This window comes from Lichenicola cladoniae, from assembly GCF_013201075.1.
In the GTDB taxonomy this organism is placed as follows: domain Bacteria; phylum Pseudomonadota; class Alphaproteobacteria; order Acetobacterales; family Acetobacteraceae; genus Lichenicola; species Lichenicola cladoniae.
Genome location: NZ_CP053708.1, coordinates 4,420,860 through 4,438,965 on the forward strand (window position 1 = coordinate 4,420,860; position 18,106 = coordinate 4,438,965).

The 18,106-nt window shown below is 62.7% G+C and carries 17 protein-coding genes; 2 read left to right on the forward strand and 15 right to left on the reverse strand.

The genetic code is table 11. The features are described from left to right. Nucleotides 1-116: 116 nt before the first annotated feature. Nucleotides 117-713, forward strand: coding sequence for an MOSC domain-containing protein (locus tag HN018_RS20110; protein WP_204259588.1), 597 nt, complete (start codon nt 117-119; stop codon nt 711-713). Nucleotides 714-716: 3 nt separating this feature from the next. Here the strand turns inward: HN018_RS20110 and HN018_RS20115 are convergent, their stop codons facing one another. The 8 genes from HN018_RS20115 to HN018_RS20150 all read right to left on the reverse strand — a co-directional run bounded on the left by HN018_RS20115 (nt 717) and on the right by HN018_RS20150 (nt 11,330). Further along, a complete protein-coding gene (locus HN018_RS20115) occupies nt 717-1,958 on the reverse strand; it encodes a restriction endonuclease (protein WP_171833715.1) in 1,242 nt (413 codons plus the stop codon). A gap of 108 nt (nt 1,959-2,066) precedes the next feature. Further along, the gene (locus HN018_RS20120; protein ID WP_239478858.1) at nt 2,067-2,480 is read right to left on the reverse strand and encodes a DUF4870 family protein; all 414 of its coding nucleotides are present in this window, start codon (nt 2,478-2,480) and stop codon (nt 2,067-2,069) included. A 234-nt stretch (nt 2,481-2,714) separates the two neighbouring features. Next, nucleotides 2,715-4,754 (reverse strand): hypothetical protein, encoded by a 2,040-nt coding sequence (locus HN018_RS20125; protein WP_171833716.1) that lies wholly within the window; start codon nt 4,752-4,754, stop codon nt 2,715-2,717. A 31-nt stretch (nt 4,755-4,785) separates the two neighbouring features. Next, the gene (locus HN018_RS20130; RefSeq protein WP_171833717.1) at nt 4,786-6,120 is read right to left on the reverse strand and encodes a glycosyltransferase; all 1,335 of its coding nucleotides are present in this window, start codon (nt 6,118-6,120) and stop codon (nt 4,786-4,788) included. Next, the gene (locus HN018_RS20135; protein WP_171833718.1) at nt 6,117-7,160 is read right to left on the reverse strand and encodes a glycosyltransferase family 4 protein; all 1,044 of its coding nucleotides are present in this window, start codon (nt 7,158-7,160) and stop codon (nt 6,117-6,119) included. Before HN018_RS20135 ends, HN018_RS20130 begins: the two co-directional genes overlap by 4 nt. 9 nt (nt 7,161-7,169) lie before the next feature. Further along, complete coding sequence (locus HN018_RS20140; protein WP_171833719.1) at nt 7,170-8,219, reverse strand: glycosyltransferase family 4 protein; 1,050 nt, start codon at nt 8,217-8,219, stop codon at nt 7,170-7,172. A gap of 1 nt (nt 8,220) precedes the next feature. Further along, nucleotides 8,221-9,969, reverse strand: a complete 1,749-nt coding sequence (locus HN018_RS20145; RefSeq protein WP_171833720.1) for a methyltransferase domain-containing protein — start codon at nt 9,967-9,969, stop codon at nt 8,221-8,223. Between the two features lie 2 nt (nt 9,970-9,971). Further along, nucleotides 9,972-11,330, reverse strand: coding sequence for a class I SAM-dependent methyltransferase (locus HN018_RS20150; protein ID WP_171833721.1), 1,359 nt, complete (start codon nt 11,328-11,330; stop codon nt 9,972-9,974). Between the two features lie 522 nt (nt 11,331-11,852). Here HN018_RS20150 and HN018_RS20155 point away from each other — a divergent pair. Continuing rightward, nucleotides 11,853-12,896 (forward strand): WcbI family polysaccharide biosynthesis putative acetyltransferase, encoded by a 1,044-nt coding sequence (locus tag HN018_RS20155; protein WP_171833722.1) that lies wholly within the window; start codon nt 11,853-11,855, stop codon nt 12,894-12,896. Nucleotides 12,897-12,928: 32 nt separating this feature from the next. Here HN018_RS20155 and HN018_RS20160 read toward each other — a convergent pair whose 3' ends face one another. From HN018_RS20160 to HN018_RS20190, 7 genes are all read right to left on the reverse strand, one after another. Continuing rightward, the gene (locus tag HN018_RS20160) at nt 12,929-14,578 is read right to left on the reverse strand and encodes an ArnT family glycosyltransferase (protein ID WP_171833723.1); all 1,650 of its coding nucleotides are present in this window, start codon (nt 14,576-14,578) and stop codon (nt 12,929-12,931) included. A gap of 73 nt (nt 14,579-14,651) precedes the next feature. Further along, nucleotides 14,652-15,368, reverse strand: coding sequence for a glycosyltransferase family 2 protein (locus tag HN018_RS20165; RefSeq protein ID WP_239478859.1), 717 nt, complete (start codon nt 15,366-15,368; stop codon nt 14,652-14,654). A gap of 52 nt (nt 15,369-15,420) precedes the next feature. After that, nucleotides 15,421-15,933 (reverse strand): F0F1 ATP synthase subunit B family protein, encoded by a 513-nt coding sequence (locus tag HN018_RS20170; protein WP_171833725.1) that lies wholly within the window; start codon nt 15,931-15,933, stop codon nt 15,421-15,423. A 24-nt stretch (nt 15,934-15,957) separates the two neighbouring features. Continuing rightward, complete coding sequence (locus HN018_RS20175; RefSeq protein WP_171833726.1) at nt 15,958-16,566, reverse strand: F0F1 ATP synthase subunit B family protein; 609 nt, start codon at nt 16,564-16,566, stop codon at nt 15,958-15,960. Nucleotides 16,567-16,595: 29 nt separating this feature from the next. After that, nucleotides 16,596-16,820, reverse strand: a complete 225-nt coding sequence (locus tag HN018_RS20180; protein ID WP_171833727.1) for an ATP synthase subunit C family protein — start codon at nt 16,818-16,820, stop codon at nt 16,596-16,598. A gap of 76 nt (nt 16,821-16,896) precedes the next feature. Beyond that, the gene (locus HN018_RS20185) at nt 16,897-17,646 is read right to left on the reverse strand and encodes a F0F1 ATP synthase subunit A (protein ID WP_171833728.1); all 750 of its coding nucleotides are present in this window, start codon (nt 17,644-17,646) and stop codon (nt 16,897-16,899) included. 54 nt (nt 17,647-17,700) lie between these two features. Then, nucleotides 17,701-18,021: an AtpZ/AtpI family protein gene (locus HN018_RS20190; protein ID WP_171833729.1), complete on the reverse strand. Its 321-nt coding sequence runs from the start codon at nt 18,019-18,021 to the stop codon at nt 17,701-17,703. Nucleotides 18,022-18,106 lie beyond the last annotated feature (85 nt).

Here is an 18,106-nt window from a genome sequence, read left to right on the forward strand (position 1 = left end):
TATCTTGCTTGGGTATGCGGGAAGCATGGGATCTCCGGGGCTTGTGCGGCCAGCGTCCCATGGATCTTGCCGGCGGTGTATCCCGGTTGCCCATCCTCCAGCACCCGGAGTGCCGATTGCCCGATTGCCTGACCGGCATCCTCCCCCAGTCTCCGTCGGTGGCCGACCTGCTGATCGCGGATACCGGCGATTTCGTCGGGCGCCGTGTGGCCAGCCTGATGCTGACCCTCGGCGGATTGCAGGGCGACCGGCACGAAGGCGAGACCCGGAAGTCCTGCGCCCGCACCCCCTGGCACAGCCGCGGAACGCGAATTGCCAACACACGTCAGCTTTCGCTGGTGTCGGTCGAGGACTGCCAGGACATTGCCGAGGCACTGGGGGTCGAGACGGTCGATCCGGCGCTGCTGGGGCCGAACCTGGTGCTGACCGGGATCGCAGCGCTGAGCCTGATGCCGCCGGCGACCAGGCTGCAGTTTCCATCCGGCGCCACGATATTCATTACCGAGCAGAACGTTCCCTGCCGGCATCCGGGCGCACGGATCGCGGCGGCCTATGGCAATCCACGCCTCGCAACCGCTTTTGCCCGCGCAGCGACCGGCCGGCGCGGGCTGCTGGCGCTGGTGGAGCGGGAAGGCGCGGTCCACTCTGGTGATTTCGTCCGCACGATCGATATGCGGATGGCACGACCGCATCTCCCACGTGTGACGGCGTGAGCCTCAGCCGATGAACTCGGGCAGCTCCGTTTCGTGGAGCAGGCGGACGCCACTGGCCGCGGCAAAGCTCCTCGCTGCCTTGGTGTAGCCGGCGTTGGACACCACTGCGGCAAGATTGGCGTCCTGGGCCCGGCGAACGATCAACGCCTCCTGCACCACCACCGATTCGAGTGGCTGCGTCGAAGGACGACATTGGATCGTCAGTAGGCGCCCGTCGCGCTTGGCAATGATATCCGCGGTGAGGCCACCGGCCGGAAAGCTTATCCGTGCCTGCCAGCCCGCCTCGCCGAGCGACTTCACGCAGCGCTGGCGATAATCCTGCGTATCGATCGGCGGCAAAACCTGGTCCGGGCTGCCGTCCGGCACGGCGGGCGCCTGGCTATCGAGCCGCTCGCTCAACGACAGCTCCTGCCGACGAAGGCCGACCCGGCGACGGCTCCGCCGGCGAAGCCCCAGGACGATCAGTCCGGCCAAGACGACCAAAGCAGCAACGAGGCCGATGGCCGGGGCGGTTCTGGTCGAAGCCAGGTTGGCGGGCGTGGCGACCGGGGGAGGCTGGATCGCGGGGATATCCGGTGGTGCCGTCCCGGTGGGCGCCGGCGTTGCACTCGGCACGGCCGCCGGCGGCTCCAATCCGGGTGATGCCGGGGTGGATGGGTCGTTTGCGGGCGGTTTCGACATCGAGTCCGGCGCTGCCACGGGCGGTATGCTGTCCGGAACCGGATCGGGCGCCGGTGGTATCGCCTCCTGGGCAGGCGGCACGGTCGTTACCAGTGCGGGTGCCGGTGCCGCTGCCGCTGCGACCGGATCGGTGGCAGGAGCCGGCTGGGGATTGGGCGGGCTCAGATCCTGCGACGATACCGCTGGAGCAACTGGAACCGGGAGCGGAACCGGGGCCGGCGCATCCACTGCGATACGCCCCCGCTGCAGATCGGTCGGGCGGAAGAACAGCGAGGTGATGCCGGGCGCCGACGGCACCGGTCGCAGCAGGAGAAGGCCATTGGTTCGGCCGATCTGCTCCCATTGCTGGTTCGGACCGACCATCCGGCACTGGCCACGATCGATGACATGCCTCAGCCAGCGGTAATCATGCCGGCGCGGATTGTGCTGGTCGTTCACCGCCCACGTCGTCCACGTCACGACGCAGCCGAAGCTCGGTGCACGGACCTGGTATCGGTCCGCCGCGAAGGAGGCATCGGACAGCACGAGCGTTAAGCTCGCCGCCGCCACAGTTAGCAAACGCATCGTCTTGCCTTCTGAGCTAGTCCACAAAATAAGATCTTATGGCGTTATTGGCTCCATTTGGCTAATTGACCGAAGAGGCATGGCGAGGATGCGGGCGAATGCAGGCCTTCAGCCGATCGGCAGGCCTCGGTTGAGGCGGCGCATTCCAGCGACGATCGCCCAGATGGTCCAGACCAGCCAGGCAAAACCGAGCGTCCACGGGATGACCAGGAACACCAGGCCGATCCCGAAGGTGATGGCACCCAGCCCGACGATCACCGCGTGCAGAATCCCGATCGCCAGGAACGCCAACACTCCGTGCCAGAAGATCCGGATCTGCCAGTCGAGATGCGCCCGGACGACCCCGACCGTTGCGCCCCGCCGGACATAGGCCAGCACGACCGCCGCGATCGCAGTGACACCGGTAAAGAAGCCGAGGATGTAGAGGACGTAGTTGAGGCTCGCGATATCCCGCCCGGCTTCGCGGATGGATCCGAACACTTCGTCGGTGGTCCGATAATATGCGCCTGATCGATAATTCACGAGGTTGCTCCCGAGACGATGCATCTTGGTCCCTGGTCGGTGTCGCAAGCGGCGTGCCAGGCCGGACCAGCAGCTGCCTTAAGCGCAGCCACTCAAGCTTTATCCAAAGAATATAAGGATTTCAGCGGGCTAGAACAAGCAGGCGCTGAACCAGCATGCTTTTCCCTATCGACGCGTTCGCCAGCTAAAATTCCTGGCTGGTCCGGAAGGCCACTTGTTGGCGTTTTCGAACGGTCAGTCTCGGCTCAGACGGACTGAATGAAGATTGACCGCCAATCTTCTCAGATCCGGACCCATGCCGAGTTCATTGGGAGAAACGGCTCTGGGAAGCGACAATTCGACCACCCCGCTCCCGGTTGCCAGCAGGGAGGCCGGTATGGTGATCTCGTAAGGACGATCGGCACCGCCCAGCACGTTCAGAGCTGTCAGGACATGGCCATCCACCGATACGGTCACGGTCTGCCCTGATCGTCCGGGCGGGACAAACGCCGTGGCGTCCAGGACCAGATGTGCGTCGCCGATCCAGCCGGCCGGCAGATGCAGAAGGATCTCGGCCCGTGACCCATCGCTCCATGTTCCCGCAGCTTCAGGTGCCGACCATCCTTCACCCAGGATCCGGCCTTCGCCCCCGGAACTCGTCGTCTCGAGTTCGGCGCCGACCGGGTAGGGATCGGCCCGTGCCGCCTGCAGACCGGGGGCCGCCGCAAGCAGCGGGTAGTTCCACACCAGGACGCGCGCATCCCCAAAGCTGAGTGTCTCCTCAGGGGTGCCGAACTGGCGTGTCACCGCGTGCACGCAAAGCGCCACGTTCCGACATCCGGAGTCATCATGGTCGGACACGACGAGGAAGGCCCTGTGCCGTCCGACCGGCACCCCCGCCGGCGAAAACCAAATGGGCGATGTCTGGCCTGTCCTGGGTCTGACGATCCCTGTCGCCTGGTCGAAGATGATCGGCCAGATCGTGATGCCGCCCCGGGTCGTCCAGGTCACAGCCCCTGCCTGCTGCCCGAAATAGCTTGAGAAGCCGTAATCGAGATTGTTCGCCCGGAGAAAGCCGATCAACCGACTGACGGTCCGGTCAACCGGCGGAACCGGCCGTGTCCACCAGATCGGCCCACCGCTGGTGACTCCGGACGTTCCCATAAGAATGCAAATGGTCCAGAGCAACCCGCGTGGCCCCGCTGCAAGCCTCGGCCACGCCCGCCCGGCGGCAGCGCACGACACCATGATGATCAGGACGTAGCTGGCCATGAAATACCGACCGGTCTGGATCGACTTATCAAGATGCAGGCCGACGAAGGCAGCGGTCGTACCGATGACCGACACGCCGGCGACGATGAACAGCATGTCGGTTGCGACGCTTTTCGACAGCTGCCTCAGCATGAGCGCCGACACACCTGCCAGAGTGATCCCAAGCAATGCTGCATCAAGCACGGTCTCGCCCACTGACGGGGACCACAAATACGACGTGCCGGCCAGCGGCAGCACATTGAACCACATGACGGCAAGGGTCGCGGTCAATGACAGTGACTTGAGCTGCTTTGGAACCGAGTCCAACTCGAGCGGGATGTTCGGTAAGAAGTTGAACAAACCGAAAAGCTTGGTTTGCAAAAGGATGCCGACACCGATCAGACAGACAAGCAGCGCCAGACTGCGTGCGAAGGATGCAGGGCTGACCGCGAGAAGGCCGAAACCGGCTGCGCAAGCGAGCGGCAGCAGGAAGGTCACGCGAAGCCACGGATCGGACAATCCGCACATCAGAAGCGACACGGTCAGCAGCGCGAGCCACCATGCCCTGCCATGCACGTTCCATCTGATGGCCGCATAGAGTGCAACGAGGCCACCAAGCATGGTCGCATTATGGGTGACCGGATAACTGAGAAACCCCATCGCCCCGATCGCGCTGCGATTGCTCAGCAGCAGGAGTGTCGCCGCGACACTTGCGGGAGTGTTCCCCGCAACATTCCTGACGATCAGATACGCCATCAGGACGCAGAGAATGAAGAGCGACCATCCAATCAGAATTACCGTGATAGGAGCCGTACCGATCGAGGAAAACACCATCCAGAAAAGCGGCAACGGCCAGAGCAGCCAGTTATCGGCCGTATATCGAAATGACGTCAGGAAGCCCGGTCCGTACTGCCGGAGCCCGCTCCAGATCAGGTACGGCGTCGCGATGTCGGATTCGGCACCCCAGGTCACCAGCGTATAGCGAAGACTGACGAACAGGCTCGCGACAAGAAGCACCAGAGCCGCACCGGCTCTCATTGCCATATAGTCTCGACCGGAGGCGGGATGACCGGAATCAACTAGCAGCTTTCGTATGTGCGGCCGACGATGGCACCTTGACGAGCTGCTGGATCCGTTCAGCCAGGGCAGTGCCTTGGGTGAAAGAGGCTGGGTTGCTCACGCCTTTCGCGATCTTCATGGCGCTCTGTCGCGCCAACCACATGGCCAGATGACGGGAGTGAAGCTCAGGCGCCTGCTCGGCGATGTCGAGCAGGCTTTGCGCATAGGATGCTGGATGATGATCTCGCTCCAGCAACGCACGCCCCTGCCTGCCCGCCTTGCGGAACCGCTGCGGAAACTGCCGGAACTCCCGGAAATACGCCTGCAGCTCGGACACCTCGTTTCCAGGCCGCACGTGGCGAACCACATCCGACGACAATTCACTGTACCAGCCGACATCGCTGACGAGGGACGGAAGCGCGTTCTCCCAGATGCGCAACTGGCTGCCGGATGCCTCGCCCATGGTCGGGTTGCGAAGATTGATCGCCAGATCTGCCTGTTCAAGTCCTTCGTCGAGGGTCGCGTCGGACACGAAACCATGACAGGTGACCTGATCCTCCAGTCCAAGCTCGCCAATCAGTTTCTCGACCGGCTCCGGATGCTCGAAGGTGCCGTAGATGTCGAGCGTATAGCTCCTGCGTTGCGGCAGGCCAGCAATCGCTTGCAGGATCTCCGCGATGCAGCGGTTGCCGCCGATGAAGCCGAACACGACAAGCCGGATCGGTGATCCTTCGGAGAATGTCCGGCTGTCCTCGAGCGGAGCGGGACGCATCGCCTTCGCTAGGCACAGCGGCACGTAGAATAGCGGCACCGTCCGGTTGTCCAGGAGCGGCTCCATCTCGGTGCGGTTATGAATGATGCCCGCCAGAGCCGGACGAAGCGCTGCCTGCGTCATCGGCTCGAGATCGGCTATAGTCGAGAAGGGAATCTCGCCGGCCACTAGCCGCCGTGCCGCCTGACCCAGCCCTACCTTATCCATCTCGGAGATGTAGTAGGCATGATCGACACTCTCTCTTTCCGAATAGGCGCCGAAGAAGTGGGCCAGCCTCACGTCATGCAGGATCATGACCCCAGGTATCTTACGGGCCACGTTGAAGATGTCACGATGGAAGAGCGCATTGTTGCCGACGTTGAAGAAGTTGACATCGGCCCAATTGAATTCACGGATCGGCAGATTGTCCGGATCGAATCGACGGATTTCGAAGCCCTTGTCGATCCCATCGCGCCACTCATGCTGCGGCGTCCATGCCCTTACCTCCGCAATGGCTGCAAGCTCGGGAAGGACCGACGCAGACATATTGGCGATATCCGTCGCCAATCCTGGAAGCGGCGAGAAGAAGTTGATTTTCATGATAGCAACGTGTCCACGACCTGGGCCCAGCTCAAATTCATTTTTTCATAGCCAGCCCTGCCCGCGCGACCCAACTGCCGTGCATGGTTCCTGTCGGCCCAGAGTTCATCCATGGCCCGTGCCAGGCTGGCCGCATCCGGCTCGCAGATCGTTCCGGTCTCCCCATTCACCACGAACTCGAGCGGGCCACCCGAGTCGCTACAGGTGATCACCGGTTTCGAGGACAACATCGCCTCGAGCGTCACATAGCCATAATCCTCGTCGAGCGTTGGCACGATGATACCGAGGCAGGACCCGAACAATCGCAGCTTGTCGGCAAGCGATACTTCTCCCAACCAATCGGCTCGGCCCGGGGCAAGCCGCCCAATCGTCCTGCGTACCGTATCCGCGTAGCAGGCTTCGTCAGCGCTACCGATGAACACGACGCGTATCGGCGAACGCGTCAGCTTGAGCGCCTGAAGCACGAGATCTTGCCGCTTGAGCGAGTTGATCCTGCCCGGAACCAGGAAGAAGTCTTCGACCTCGTTGCAGTCGTAACGATCCGCATAGGGTGGCGGGTGGTAGAGGGCCTTGCTCTCGATGTCGCAATACCGCCGCAACCGGTCGGCGACGTTGCGGGAATTTGCGTAGATACGGCGCGCCTTCGGAATCAATGTCCTGTCCGCGTCCATGATCAGCCGCGCCGCATGATGGCCATCCGCATAATGATGCAGATCTCCATATGGCTTCTCCCACAGATCGTACGCGCTGCGGTGCTGATGGAGTATCCAGAGAACCTTGTTCGGATGCGGGATGAGATAGGCCGGAAACTTCAGGCCGATGACCCGATCGATGCGCTTGCCGCAACTTTCCTCGACGTCGATCAACTGGCTCGCAAGGATCTGGTCTGCAAACACCGCCGGTGGATACCATTTGAAGGGGATCGTGATGATTTCCGCCTCGGCACCGGACGCGCGAATTGCCTCGCAGAGACTGCGCGCGTGCTCTTCCGCTCCGCCTCTGACGAACGGAACCTGGACGCTCAATATGCCGACCCGCATGTTTCTATCCTACGCGAGTAATTGGCTTACGACGCCTGACCATGCGAGCCCGAGGGCCCGATAGCTTTCGAGCCCGGCCGATCCGAGCCTCGCCGCCAGACCGGAGCGATCACTCCAGAGTTGATCGAACACGTCCGCCATCGCGTCGGGCTGCGGGGCGCAGATGAATCCAGTTTCACCGTCGATGACGAACTCGAGCGGACCACCCGAGTCGCTGAGGGTGATCACGGGCTTTGCCGAAAGCATGGCTTCCAGTGTGACATAGCCATAGTCCTCGTCGAACGCCGGAAAGACGACGGCTTTGCAGTTGGAATAGAGCGAGCGCTTCTGCTCTGGCGACACGAAGCCGAGCCACTGCACGCGGTCCTGCAAACCTGCCTCTGCACACCGGCGCAGCAGGGCCGCCTCGTAATCGGGCGCGTTTCCGCCACCCATGAAGATCGCGCGGACTGGCTGACGAGTGAAGGCGAGTGCCTCGATAACAAGATGCTGCCGCTTAGAGTCGTCGATGCGGCTTGGAACAAGAAGGTAGTCACCGTACTCACCCGGCCGAAGTTCGTCTGCGTCCGGCGGCGGATGATAAAGCGGTCGGCTATCGATGTTGTTGAACCGTTTCAGCCGGTCGGACACCACCCGGGAAAGGGTGTAGATCGCGCGATACTCGGGAATGAGTGCATCGTCGGCGCGCTTGATCGCGCTTTGGACCGAGCGCCCATCACTAGTATTGATCAAGTCACCGATGGGCGTGTCCCAGGTATCGTACGCAGCACGATATTGATGCAGCAACCACATCACCTTGTTCGGATGTGGCATCAGATAGGCTGGAAACTTCAGGCCGATGACCCGGTCGATCGCGACGCCGCAGGCCTCGTCGATTTTCATCAGCCGACATGCGAGCATGTTGTCGAGAATACGCGTCGGAGGATACCATTTAAACGGGATCGCCATGATCTCTGCCTGATGACCGGCCTCAATCAGCGCAACACGAAGATTATCCGCGAGGAACTCCGCTCCGCCACGGACGAATGGCACCTGGGTCGTTGCAATGATGACCCGCATGTTAGGCCTTGTAGGCAATCAGGGCATAATCCTGCGGGCCGTGCAGGAGTGCATCGAGCTGCCGCCCGAGCTGCTTGTCCATCGAGGAGAATGTTTGCGGCATCGGGTGCAACGGCACGATTCTCACGCGATCGAAGCCGCGCGCCTCGGCGATCATCGCAACCATCTCTCCCGGCAGGGGATTGCGATGCGTCGGATCGAGATAGAAAAAACGACTGCCGACCTGAAGGTTTGCCGGATTCGGTGTCTCGAACAGGATGACGCCACTAGGCGCCAGCACACGATGGGCCTCGTCGAGCAGGCTGACCATCGTGCGGAACGGCAGATGCTCGATCAGGTGGAAACCCGTCACCGCACCGATTGAGCCGGCCTCGAGCAAAGCCAGTTCAGCAACTGCGTCTCCCATGATGCAGTCGAGCCCGAGTGCCTTGCAACTGGCAACCATGGTACGATTGAGGTCGATCCCGCTTGCCTGCAAACCCTCGTCACGAAGCAGCTCCAGCCACTCTCCGCGTCCCGCGCCGACATCGATGATCGGCCGACCTTCGGCTCCGGCGCCGGCGGTGACCATGACATCGAGATGGACGCGCTGACGTTGCTTGATGAGATCGCGCGATCCGCGAAAGCGTGCCTCGAACTCTACGTACAGGGAGTCGAGCAGGTGGTCCTGCTCGTCTTCGACGATCGCATGTTGTCCAGCATCGAACGGTTCGGCACGCCGGCGAACCGTCTCCAGCAAGAGGCTCAGACGCCGGCTCTGGTCTCGCATGTCGTCATGCGCCTCCGCGGCTAGGCGCTCGGCGTTGCGTATGCGATCATCCTGAAGCTGCAGCGCCTCTGCCGCGCGTGCCACCAGGCCCGCCCCGGTCTCGGACCACCCTTCATGTTCGGCAACCGTAGAGAACGCCTGGGCGATGGTGGTGATTGCATCGCGCAGCATCCGGGCCTCGTCGAACGCCACCCCAAGGGTTCCAAGGCGCCGATCGGCCTCATCCTGCCGGTCCGCAAGCAACAAGAGAGGATCAGCCCAGGCCTCTGCTGCCAGCTCCGACCGGAGCGCTTCGATCTGTTCGGTCTGTGCGCTCTCGAAAGCTTCAACCCGCCGGGTGACTACAACGAGTTGACCACGCGAGACCGAGTCCGTGACACGCTTCTGAACCGAGCGCAGACGGTCCTGGATCTCACCGAGCTGGTTGTCGTAGCCGCGCCTGAGACCTTCGAGGTCCTGCCTCAGTTCTTGGCTCTGCCGCTGAAGGACCACAATGAAATCGTGCAGCATCTGCACGTCGGATTTCAGCCGGCTTACCCCAAGCAGCGAGACCATAATCCTTGCAGGGCGGCCGATGAAGGGGAGGGCATAGAGGCGGGCAAGACGGTTGCGGGGCCACAACCCGATCATCATGCTACCGAACTGTTCACCTTCCGACGTTCCTCGGAGCGATCGAACCAGATCGGACTTGTCGGCGCCGTTTGCGAGCAGACCGAGATGGTGGCGAAGGCCCGCTTCATCCGGTGTCCGGCCGAGCACCTGGTCATACAAGGCGATGACGAACTCGGGACCATGCAGCTTGAGCAGGTTCGGCACATCGACAATGCCGCCTGCAACCTTGGTGGCGACCGGCTTATCCAGGCTGGAGGATGAAGTCTCGTGTATCGATCGTTTCCCCGATTGCTCGATCTGGTCGATGAACTCGGACCGGATCTCGTCGACCGTTGGTGGGGAATGCTTTGGCTGGGACGGCAGGGACACGTTCATGCTGCTGAGCGCGGCTTGAGACGCGCCTTCAACGAATCTTTGTCCACGATCGCCTCCAGCGTTTCGAGCTCGGCTCGCCCGAAGATGTGGACGTATTCCTCAGGTGTGAAACTCTGTTCGTTCGCACCGCGATTGAGTTCCCTCAGGTATTCAGGAAGGACTGCGCCAGGCCAGATATGCCCGACCGGTTCGCACATAATGGCAAAAAATCCGCCCGGCTTGAGACGCACGCGCAGGCCTGCCAGCACGGTCGCCGGGTCCGGAAAGTGATGAAGCGACGCGAACACCACGATGACGTCGAAGAACTCGACCGGAAATGGAAGGTTTGCGGCGTCCGCACAGACGATCGTCATCTTTCGCCGCGCCTGTTGCTGACGCAGGCTGCAAATCTGCAAGCCGAGTAGATCCACGTCTATATTATAGAGGTCGCCTTCCAGCTGCTCGATCATCGGGATCGCGTTGCCGCCGATCTCCAGTATCCTCGGGCAGGGCGGAGCGAACGCCTTTACCCAACTGCGCAGCAGATCCAGCCCGCGATCATGGTCGGCATCATAACCCTGCACGCCATCGTCTCGGATCCACCAGCCCGCAGGAGTTGGTGGCGCCATCCGCGTGCTGACCTGCACGGACACGGTCAGCAGATCATCGTCAAGCCAGCGCACGTCCTCTTCGACCATGAGCAGGGTCAGCGTATAGGATCCGGGAGAATCCGGCACCCGAAGGCGGACGGGCAAGGTCAGCGAGCGGCCTGGCGGCAGATCGATCGGCAATGGCGTTCGGCAATCCTCGAGCTCCACCAGGGTACCAGCCGCATCATGCCAGCGCACTGCCAAGGTGTACGGGTTCGTGCCTGCATGGCGCATCGGCGCCGTACCAGCATTTTCGAACCTTACGTTGGCAAGCCGTGTTTCCCCGGCCGTCATTCGACGCGGTATGTAATTCATCAGCCAGTTCGGCCGGGCTGCGCCCAGGTCCAGCGGATCGGCTGCGGGTGGCTGCGTTTCGAGCGCATTGCAGTCCCCAAGATCCCAGCCGGTATTGCGGACACGATCGAGAAATTGTGCCGCCTCGGTCTCGATCAGCATTCCACCGTAGCACGCAGTCTGTACAAAGAGTCGACGCACCCGTTCGACGGCGATCGCATCCGCCGGGAGCGAGAATGCTGCCAGTATTTGCTTAGCGACCGCCGGCGTCGGTTTCTTACCGGGTAAAGCGGTGACATTCTCGAACATGATCGGGACGCCACCCATAATCGGGTAAGTGACGCCGCACTCTTGACAATCGAAGGCGTTAATACCGGCAATCAGAAATACCGCACGGCAATGAACACAACATAGTGAGTTGACCGATGCCATAACGAGCCAACTGTCCCGATCTGCGCTTGGCCCTTAGCAGGCCCACCCTTTCGACCGAATAGCGGTTCGTCAAACAGCCTGCAATGGCTGGCGTGCATGCTTGAAAGCTCTGTCAATCGTAGACTCGGCCATGCAGGTCTTGCGCCAGACCGAGTTGTATCCTCGATCCTTTGTCACAACACGCGTCGAGAAATTCAGGAGACACCACCTGTTTGTGATCTATGACACGGCAACGTGAACGAGCAGAAACAAAAGTATACCCCGTTATATCATCAACTCCGGTCTAATTTTTCCTCTGTTATTAGATAATCCCTGCAAACAACGCTCAACCATCAGTTCGGGCTCTTCCGGATTTACAAAGTAAGTCAATTGTATAACGTGGAGCTATTGTCGAATTGAAGTCGATTGTTTGTAGCTTGGCGTCGGTAAAGCTCTATGTCGTGCTGCCGGATCAATCAAAGGTGTAGCAGGTATGCGGACCGTATCGGGCACATGTAAAGCAACGATGCCGAAACTAGATCGATGACATCCCCTGCCGACGTCCGCTGGGCATACAAGTACTATCTCGGCCGCGACCCTGAGGATGCCGGCGTCATCGACTTCTATGTCGAGGCGACAAAAGGCCTAATCGATACCCTACGCGGCGCGCTGTTCGACTCGGAAGAGGCGCAGGAGAACGCCGGGTGCTTCTCTCCACAGGGAGAATTCTGTATCTGGCGACCGGGCAGGAAAAAAATCCTGATCATCGGGAACTGCATTGGCCCCAACCTCGGCCGCACTCTCGCCGCGATGGCCGACGCTTCGATCTATGCCATCGATATCCTGAGGACGGCGGCAACACCGCTCGCGATATCGCCTTTCATCGATGACGCCGACTACGTTCTGGCGCCTAATCTTGGCGAGGAATTTGGGCTGCTCGCGGGGAAGGCGCTCCGGGACCGACTAGGCGACCGGCTCGCCTTCTACACCCTTACCTTCTTCGCAGGTGTCCATCCCGACGTCACCTATCTGGGCGTGAGAGGGAAACGATTTCATTCACCCCTGGGAGACTACCACTCGAGAATTGTGGTCCGCTCGTTCGTTCGTGACCAGTCTTCTAGCGATTGCCGTCGGCTTTTCCTGGATAACAGTCTCTCCGAAGGTGACCATCGACGCACCTATGCGGAATCGGTCGAGGAGTATCTAAGGCGGGAAGGCGATTCCGACATCCGTATATCCGACTGGCTATTCAAGGAGATACGCCAGCAACCATTGCTCTACACGGTCAACCATCCGACCACCGCTGTTCTCACCGAAATCGCACGGAATGCGTGCCTGTGGTTCGGCCTTGGGTGGGTATTGCCGGTTCCAGTCCTGACATCCAACGACCTGTCCAGGGACATCATCTGGCCGGTCCACAGGGTCGTCGCGATGCAGGTCGGGCTGGAATACAGCACACAGGATGTGTTCTGGGTGAATCGCTACGTCATGGACCTCGATGAATTCATCTGGCGGTCATACCGGCTCTACGCGAACCAGGATCGGCAAGAATTCGCTGCTGCCGCAGCGACACGCGGGCTGGCCTGACAACGACGGCATAGCTGCTTCCCGGGATGCCTCTACCGTTCCACCTTGAACAGCTTCAGGTCCAGATGCTTGCCGGTCGAGTAGTTGATGCCACCGATCAGGGCCAGTTGCCGGACCGCGATGTCATGGGTCGCCAGCCTGGCGCGGAATGCGGCCTCGTCACGGGTGCCGATCAAAGCAAGACCACACGAGCGATCGCTCTCGAGAAAATCCGCAGCGCCGGCAGCGTTCACCAGCCTGGTCTGCTGGCCCACCAGGAACACCAGGCTCGGCTCGCTGAACGAGGCGGAAGCCAGTACGCTGGTCGGGCATGGCCTCACCAGATCGACCGTCTCCGCAATCCTGGGGCTCAGCCAGATGCTGGTGAGATGCGGCAGCACGACCCAGAACAGGCCGAAATAGACGACCACTGCCCCACCCGCGACCGACATGACCGCATCCTGCAGGCGCCCGCGGACCACCAGCCAGCCGGACAGCAGCACCAGCGGCAAGGAGAGCACCGGGATCAGCGCGGCTGCCGGTAGCCACTGATGCTGCAGCCGCCAGAGCAGCACCGGTCCGGCGATCGTCAGCGCGGTTCCGAGCGCCAGCCAGAGCAGCCCATACACGGCCAGTGCTATGCGACCCCAGAGCGCCGCAGGTGGACGCCAGCCACCGGCCTGTGTCACGGAAGCGGCGGCGAGCAGCGCGATCGCCGGGTAGGTCGGCAGGACGTAGTGCGGCAGCTTGGTGGCGATCAGCTCGAACACCAGCCAGTGCGGCACGATCCAGCAGAGCAGGAACCGCACCTGCGGCGTATGGCGGCGCATCCACACGAACGGGATCGCCATGGCTGCGAACAGCGAGCCCGGCCAGAAGGCGATTGCGAAAATCACCAGATGATAGCCGGGTGGCAGGCCATGCGATTGCTGGCCGGAGGCGACCTTGCCGAGGAAGTTGGTGCCGACCGCGCTTTTGAAGAACAGGCCGTGGCTGACCAGGGCGATGGCGATGCACCAGGGCAGCACGATCGCCAGCGTCAACGGCACGCCCCAGGCCGGGCGCAGCCGGTGCCACCAGTCGATGCGGCGTTCGACCAGGGCCAGGGCGGCCGGCGTCGCAAGTGCCGGGATCAGCATCACCGGTCCCTTGAGCATCAGGCCGATCCCGAGTGCCGCCCAATAGAGGACGGCGATGCCGGGCGGGGTCGATCGCGTTTCGTCGCGGTCGGACCAGGCGCGGAGCAGGGCCGTCTGCAGCGCCAGGATCGCCGCGAGTAGGCAGCTATCGATCGTGGCCATGCGGCCCTCGGCGGTCATCAGCACCGAGACCCCCAGCAGCAAGGCGCCGGTCAGTCCGGTACGGATCCCGAACAGTGCCGTTCCCAGGCGCGCCGTGAGCAACACCGAGATGATCACCGCGATCAGGGTCGGGATGCGGTAGGCCCAGACCTCGCGTTGTTCGAGCGTTCCGGTCGCGGCGACCGCCGCCGCCTCCAGCCAGTAGATCCCGGCCGGCTGCAGGTAGCGTGGCTGGTCCTGGAACCGGACATCGACGAAGTCGTGCGAGCGCAGCATCTGCGCCGTCGCTTCGAGATAGCGCGGCTCGTCGCGGTCGAGCGGCGGCAGGCTGGCCCGCCCCGGCAGGAACAGTGCGAGCACGAAGACTGCGACCAGCGCATAATGACGAGCCGTCAGGTTCATGGATCGCCTGTCAAAACAGGTTTCCAAAGGACGACCGTCCTTTGGCGGGGTGCAGGGGCAGCGCCCCTGCGGCTCAGGACTCGGTAACCCGCTGCGGAACCTGCGTTCGCGATTGCAGCCACATGACGCCCATCATGTCGCGCACCCCGACCATCGCGCGGTTGAGGTTGGTGTATTTCGAGCTGCCATGCAGCCGGGCCCGGTGATGGACTGGCTTGCAGATCAACGCGCTGCCGTAATGCTGGAACAGCGCCGGCAGGAACCGGTGCACACCCTCGAACTGTGGAAGCTGCAGGAAGTCGTCGCGCCGGAACAACTTCATCGGCGCCCCGGTATCGGGGCAGCCATCGTTCAGCAGGCGGCGGCGCAGGCCATTGGCGAAGCGGGTAGCGAAGCGACGGGACAGGTTGTCGTTGCGCTTGAGCCTGACGCCGACGACCAGCGGACCGGGCTTCACCGGTCCTGTCTCGAGGGCCAGCGCCAGCATCGAGACGATCTCGCGTGGATCATCCTGCCCGTCACCATCGATGGTGGCGATCCAGATGCCGTGCGCCGCCTCGATGCCGGTGCGAAGCGCGGCCGACTTGCCGCAACGCCGGTCATGGCTGACCACCCGGAGTTGGGGCAGCACGTCACGGGCGGCGATCAGCTCGGCCACGGTCGCATCGGTGCTGCCGTCATCGACGAACACCACCTCGTAGGGCTCGAGCCCGGCCAGCGACGTCGCGATCTCGATACAGACCGGACGGATGTTTTCCGCCTCGTTCAGCACCGCCGCGACGATGGTCACGAGTGGGGTATCGGTTGAAGACAACGAAGGAACTGCTGCCGGGGCGCCCGGATCAGGCGGCAATGCGGGTGGCGAACGAAGCCGGCAGTGCGGCGATCGCACGGTCGATCAGCGCGGCATCCGCTTCGGGGGTGAGCGCCTCCGCCACGACGGCACGGGCTGCCTCGGTGGCGATGTCGGCGGCAACCGCACGCACTTCGTTGACGGCCGCTCGCTCCGCCGCATGGATACGGTCCTGCGCCATACGCTCGCGCCGGGTCGCGGTGGCCTCGGCATCGCGCTGGGCCGTCTCGGCGATCCGCAGGGACTCGGCGCGGGCGTTCTCGATCAGCGCCTTCGCATCGGCGAGGGCGGCTTCACGCTCCTGCCTCGCCTCGACCAGCATGGCCTCGGCTTCGCGCCGGAGGCGGGCAGCCTCGTCGAGTTCGAGCCGCACCTGGACTGCGCGGGCATCAAGCATTCCAGCGAGTGGCGCCCAGATCCTGCGGCCGAAGATGATGAAGAACAGGAAGAACGCGACTGTGTACCAGAAGCGCGGCTCGTGCAGGAGGGTCTGGACGTCCATTGCGTTCTACCTCAAATGCCCGGATCAGGCCGGACGGGCGGCAAGAGCCGTATCCACCTTGGCCTGGACCAGGGCGTGATCGGCGGTGCCGCCGGTCAGGCGCTCGACCAGAAGCTGCGCGGTGTCGCTGGCGATCACCCGGAGCGAGCCGAGTGCCGTCTGGCGTGCCGCGGACACGGCCAGTTCGGCCCGCGCGATCTCCGCCTCGAGCCGCTGGTTCATGTCGCGGGTCCGGATGGCGGCCTGCTCGCGCGCATCGGCAACCACCTTGTCGACGATAGCGGTCGCCTCGACGGATGCCTGGCGACGCGCGAGCCGAAGCTCCGCGATGGCCGTGTCGGCTTCCCGGCGTGCGGCCTTGGCGGCATCGAGATCACCCTCGATCCGGCCGCGACGTTCAGCCAGGACCGATGCGACCCTCGGCAACGCCGACCGGCTCAGCAGCAGGTAAAGCACCAGGAAGATGATCGCGCCCCAGAACACCTGCCCGAGCGTGAGCGGGTTGTTGAACTGGAGCTGCGGCATGCCGGCGGCCGCTGCGGGACGGATCACGGCGATCATGCCAAGCCCGGACAGCACGCCCGGCAGCAGCAGGCTGCGGCCGATGGTCGCCTTCACGGCGTGTCCGGTCATGGATGCTCGCACCGAACCCGCCTCCGGTCTCAGACGAACAGGATGATGAAAGCGATGACCAGCGCATAGAGCGCGACGGCTTCCGTGAGCGCGAAGCCCAGGATGCCAAGGCCGAACACATGCGGGCGGGCGGCCGGGTTGCGGCCGATGGCGCTCACCAGGGCAGCGAAGATGTTGCCGATGCCGACGCCGACGCCGGCAAGAGCAATCACGGCGAGACCAGCGCCAATGTAACGTGCGGCAGCGAGATCCATGGGAGAGGTCCTTGTCTACGGAGAAACGGGTTAAGAAAGAAAATCGAGATCGTGCACAGGTCGAGGCGGAACGCCCCTAGTGCGCGACGGCCTCGCGCAGGTAGATGCAGGTCAGGATCGCGAACACGTAGGCCTGCAGGCCGCCGACCAGCAGTTCGAGCGCCATCAGGGCCACGTTGATCGCAAGCGGGGCGATGCCGAGCACCGGGCCGATGTAATGGATCCCACCGAGCATGATGGTGAAGGCCGCGAACATCTCGAACATAACGTGCCCGGCCATCATGTTGGCGAACAGTCGGACGGACAGGCTGATCGGGCGGGACAGGTATGACAGGATCTCGATCGGCACCAGCAACGGTGCCAGTGCGACCGGCGCACCTTCCGGCATGAAGTGGCCGAAGAACTTGAACCCCTGTTCCCGCAGCGCCACCAGCAAGCCGACCACGAACACCAGGATCGACAGGGCGGCGGTCACCGCGATGTGGCTGGTGAAGGTGAACGAGCCGGGGACCAGGCCGATATAGTTGCCGACCAGGATGAAGGCGAACAGCGTGAAGATGAACGGAAAGAAGCGCCTGCCTTCATGGCCGATCTGGTCGGTCGCCATGGTGTAGATGAAATCGTACATGATCTCGGCCGCAGCCTGCAGACGTCCGGGCACCAGCGCGCGCGGCCGCATGCCGACATAGAGCAGGGCCAGGATCAGCGCGGCGGCGATCACCATGACAAGGCTGGACTGACTGAAACGTAGCGAGGCGCCGAGCGAACCCAGTACCGGATGCAGCTCGAACTGACCGAGCGCGTCGATGGAATGTCCGCCGGCCAAGACTTGTTCTCCCCGTTTCCCGACGACCCTTATCCGGGTCGTTTGTGGTTCTGCCTAGCTCTTCCGGCCGGGCAGTGGCGGCGGCGCAACAAGGCGCCACACATTGATGATTCCGGCCACGCCACCCAGGAGCACGAACAGGATCAGGAACAACGGCTTGGTTCGCAGGAAATGATCCAGTCCCCAGCCAATCGCGAGGCCGACCAGAAGTGCCGAAACGAGTTCGACGCCGACCCGGAAGAACACCGCCATGGCGGAGGCATCGGGCAGGTTCTGGTCCAGCTTGGGAGGCGCCGGGTCCAGGCCTTGCCTGTTGCGTGCCTCCTGCAACCGCTGGTCGAAGGACTTCCCGGAGTTGGCCGTATCCTCATCCATCGATCGCACCTCCTGACGGGCGCAGGGGGTCACTACCGGTGGTGCAATGACCTGTCAAGGAAGCAGTCTACCTCAGAAACGCCTA

Excerpts from the sequence above, each read along its gene's own strand:
- HN018_RS20135 (WP_171833718.1), bottom strand. The coding sequence starts at position 7,160 with ATGCGGGTCGGCATATTGAGCGTCCAGGTTCCGTTCGTCAGAGGCGGA.
- HN018_RS20125 (WP_171833716.1), bottom strand. The coding sequence starts at position 4,754 with ATGGCAATGAGAGCCGGTGCGGCTCTGGTGCTTCTTGTCGCGAGCCTG.
- HN018_RS20155 (WP_171833722.1), top strand. The coding sequence starts at position 11,853 with ATGACATCCCCTGCCGACGTCCGCTGGGCATACAAGTACTATCTCGGC.
- HN018_RS20170 (WP_171833725.1), bottom strand. The coding sequence starts at position 15,933 with ATGGACGTCCAGACCCTCCTGCACGAGCCGCGCTTCTGGTACACAGTC.
- HN018_RS20140 (WP_171833719.1), bottom strand. The coding sequence starts at position 8,219 with ATGCGGGTCATCATTGCAACGACCCAGGTGCCATTCGTCCGTGGCGGA.
- HN018_RS20160 (WP_171833723.1), bottom strand. The coding sequence starts at position 14,578 with ATGAACCTGACGGCTCGTCATTATGCGCTGGTCGCAGTCTTCGTGCTC.
- HN018_RS20175 (WP_171833726.1), bottom strand. The coding sequence starts at position 16,566 with ATGACCGGACACGCCGTGAAGGCGACCATCGGCCGCAGCCTGCTGCTG.
- HN018_RS20130 (WP_171833717.1), bottom strand. The coding sequence starts at position 6,120 with ATGAAAATCAACTTCTTCTCGCCGCTTCCAGGATTGGCGACGGATATC.
- HN018_RS20150 (WP_171833721.1), bottom strand. The coding sequence starts at position 11,330 with ATGGCATCGGTCAACTCACTATGTTGTGTTCATTGCCGTGCGGTATTT.
- HN018_RS20190 (WP_171833729.1), bottom strand. The coding sequence starts at position 18,021 with ATGGATGAGGATACGGCCAACTCCGGGAAGTCCTTCGACCAGCGGTTG.
- HN018_RS20180 (WP_171833727.1), bottom strand. The coding sequence starts at position 16,820 with ATGGATCTCGCTGCCGCACGTTACATTGGCGCTGGTCTCGCCGTGATT.
- HN018_RS20115 (WP_171833715.1), bottom strand. The coding sequence starts at position 1,958 with ATGCGTTTGCTAACTGTGGCGGCGGCGAGCTTAACGCTCGTGCTGTCC.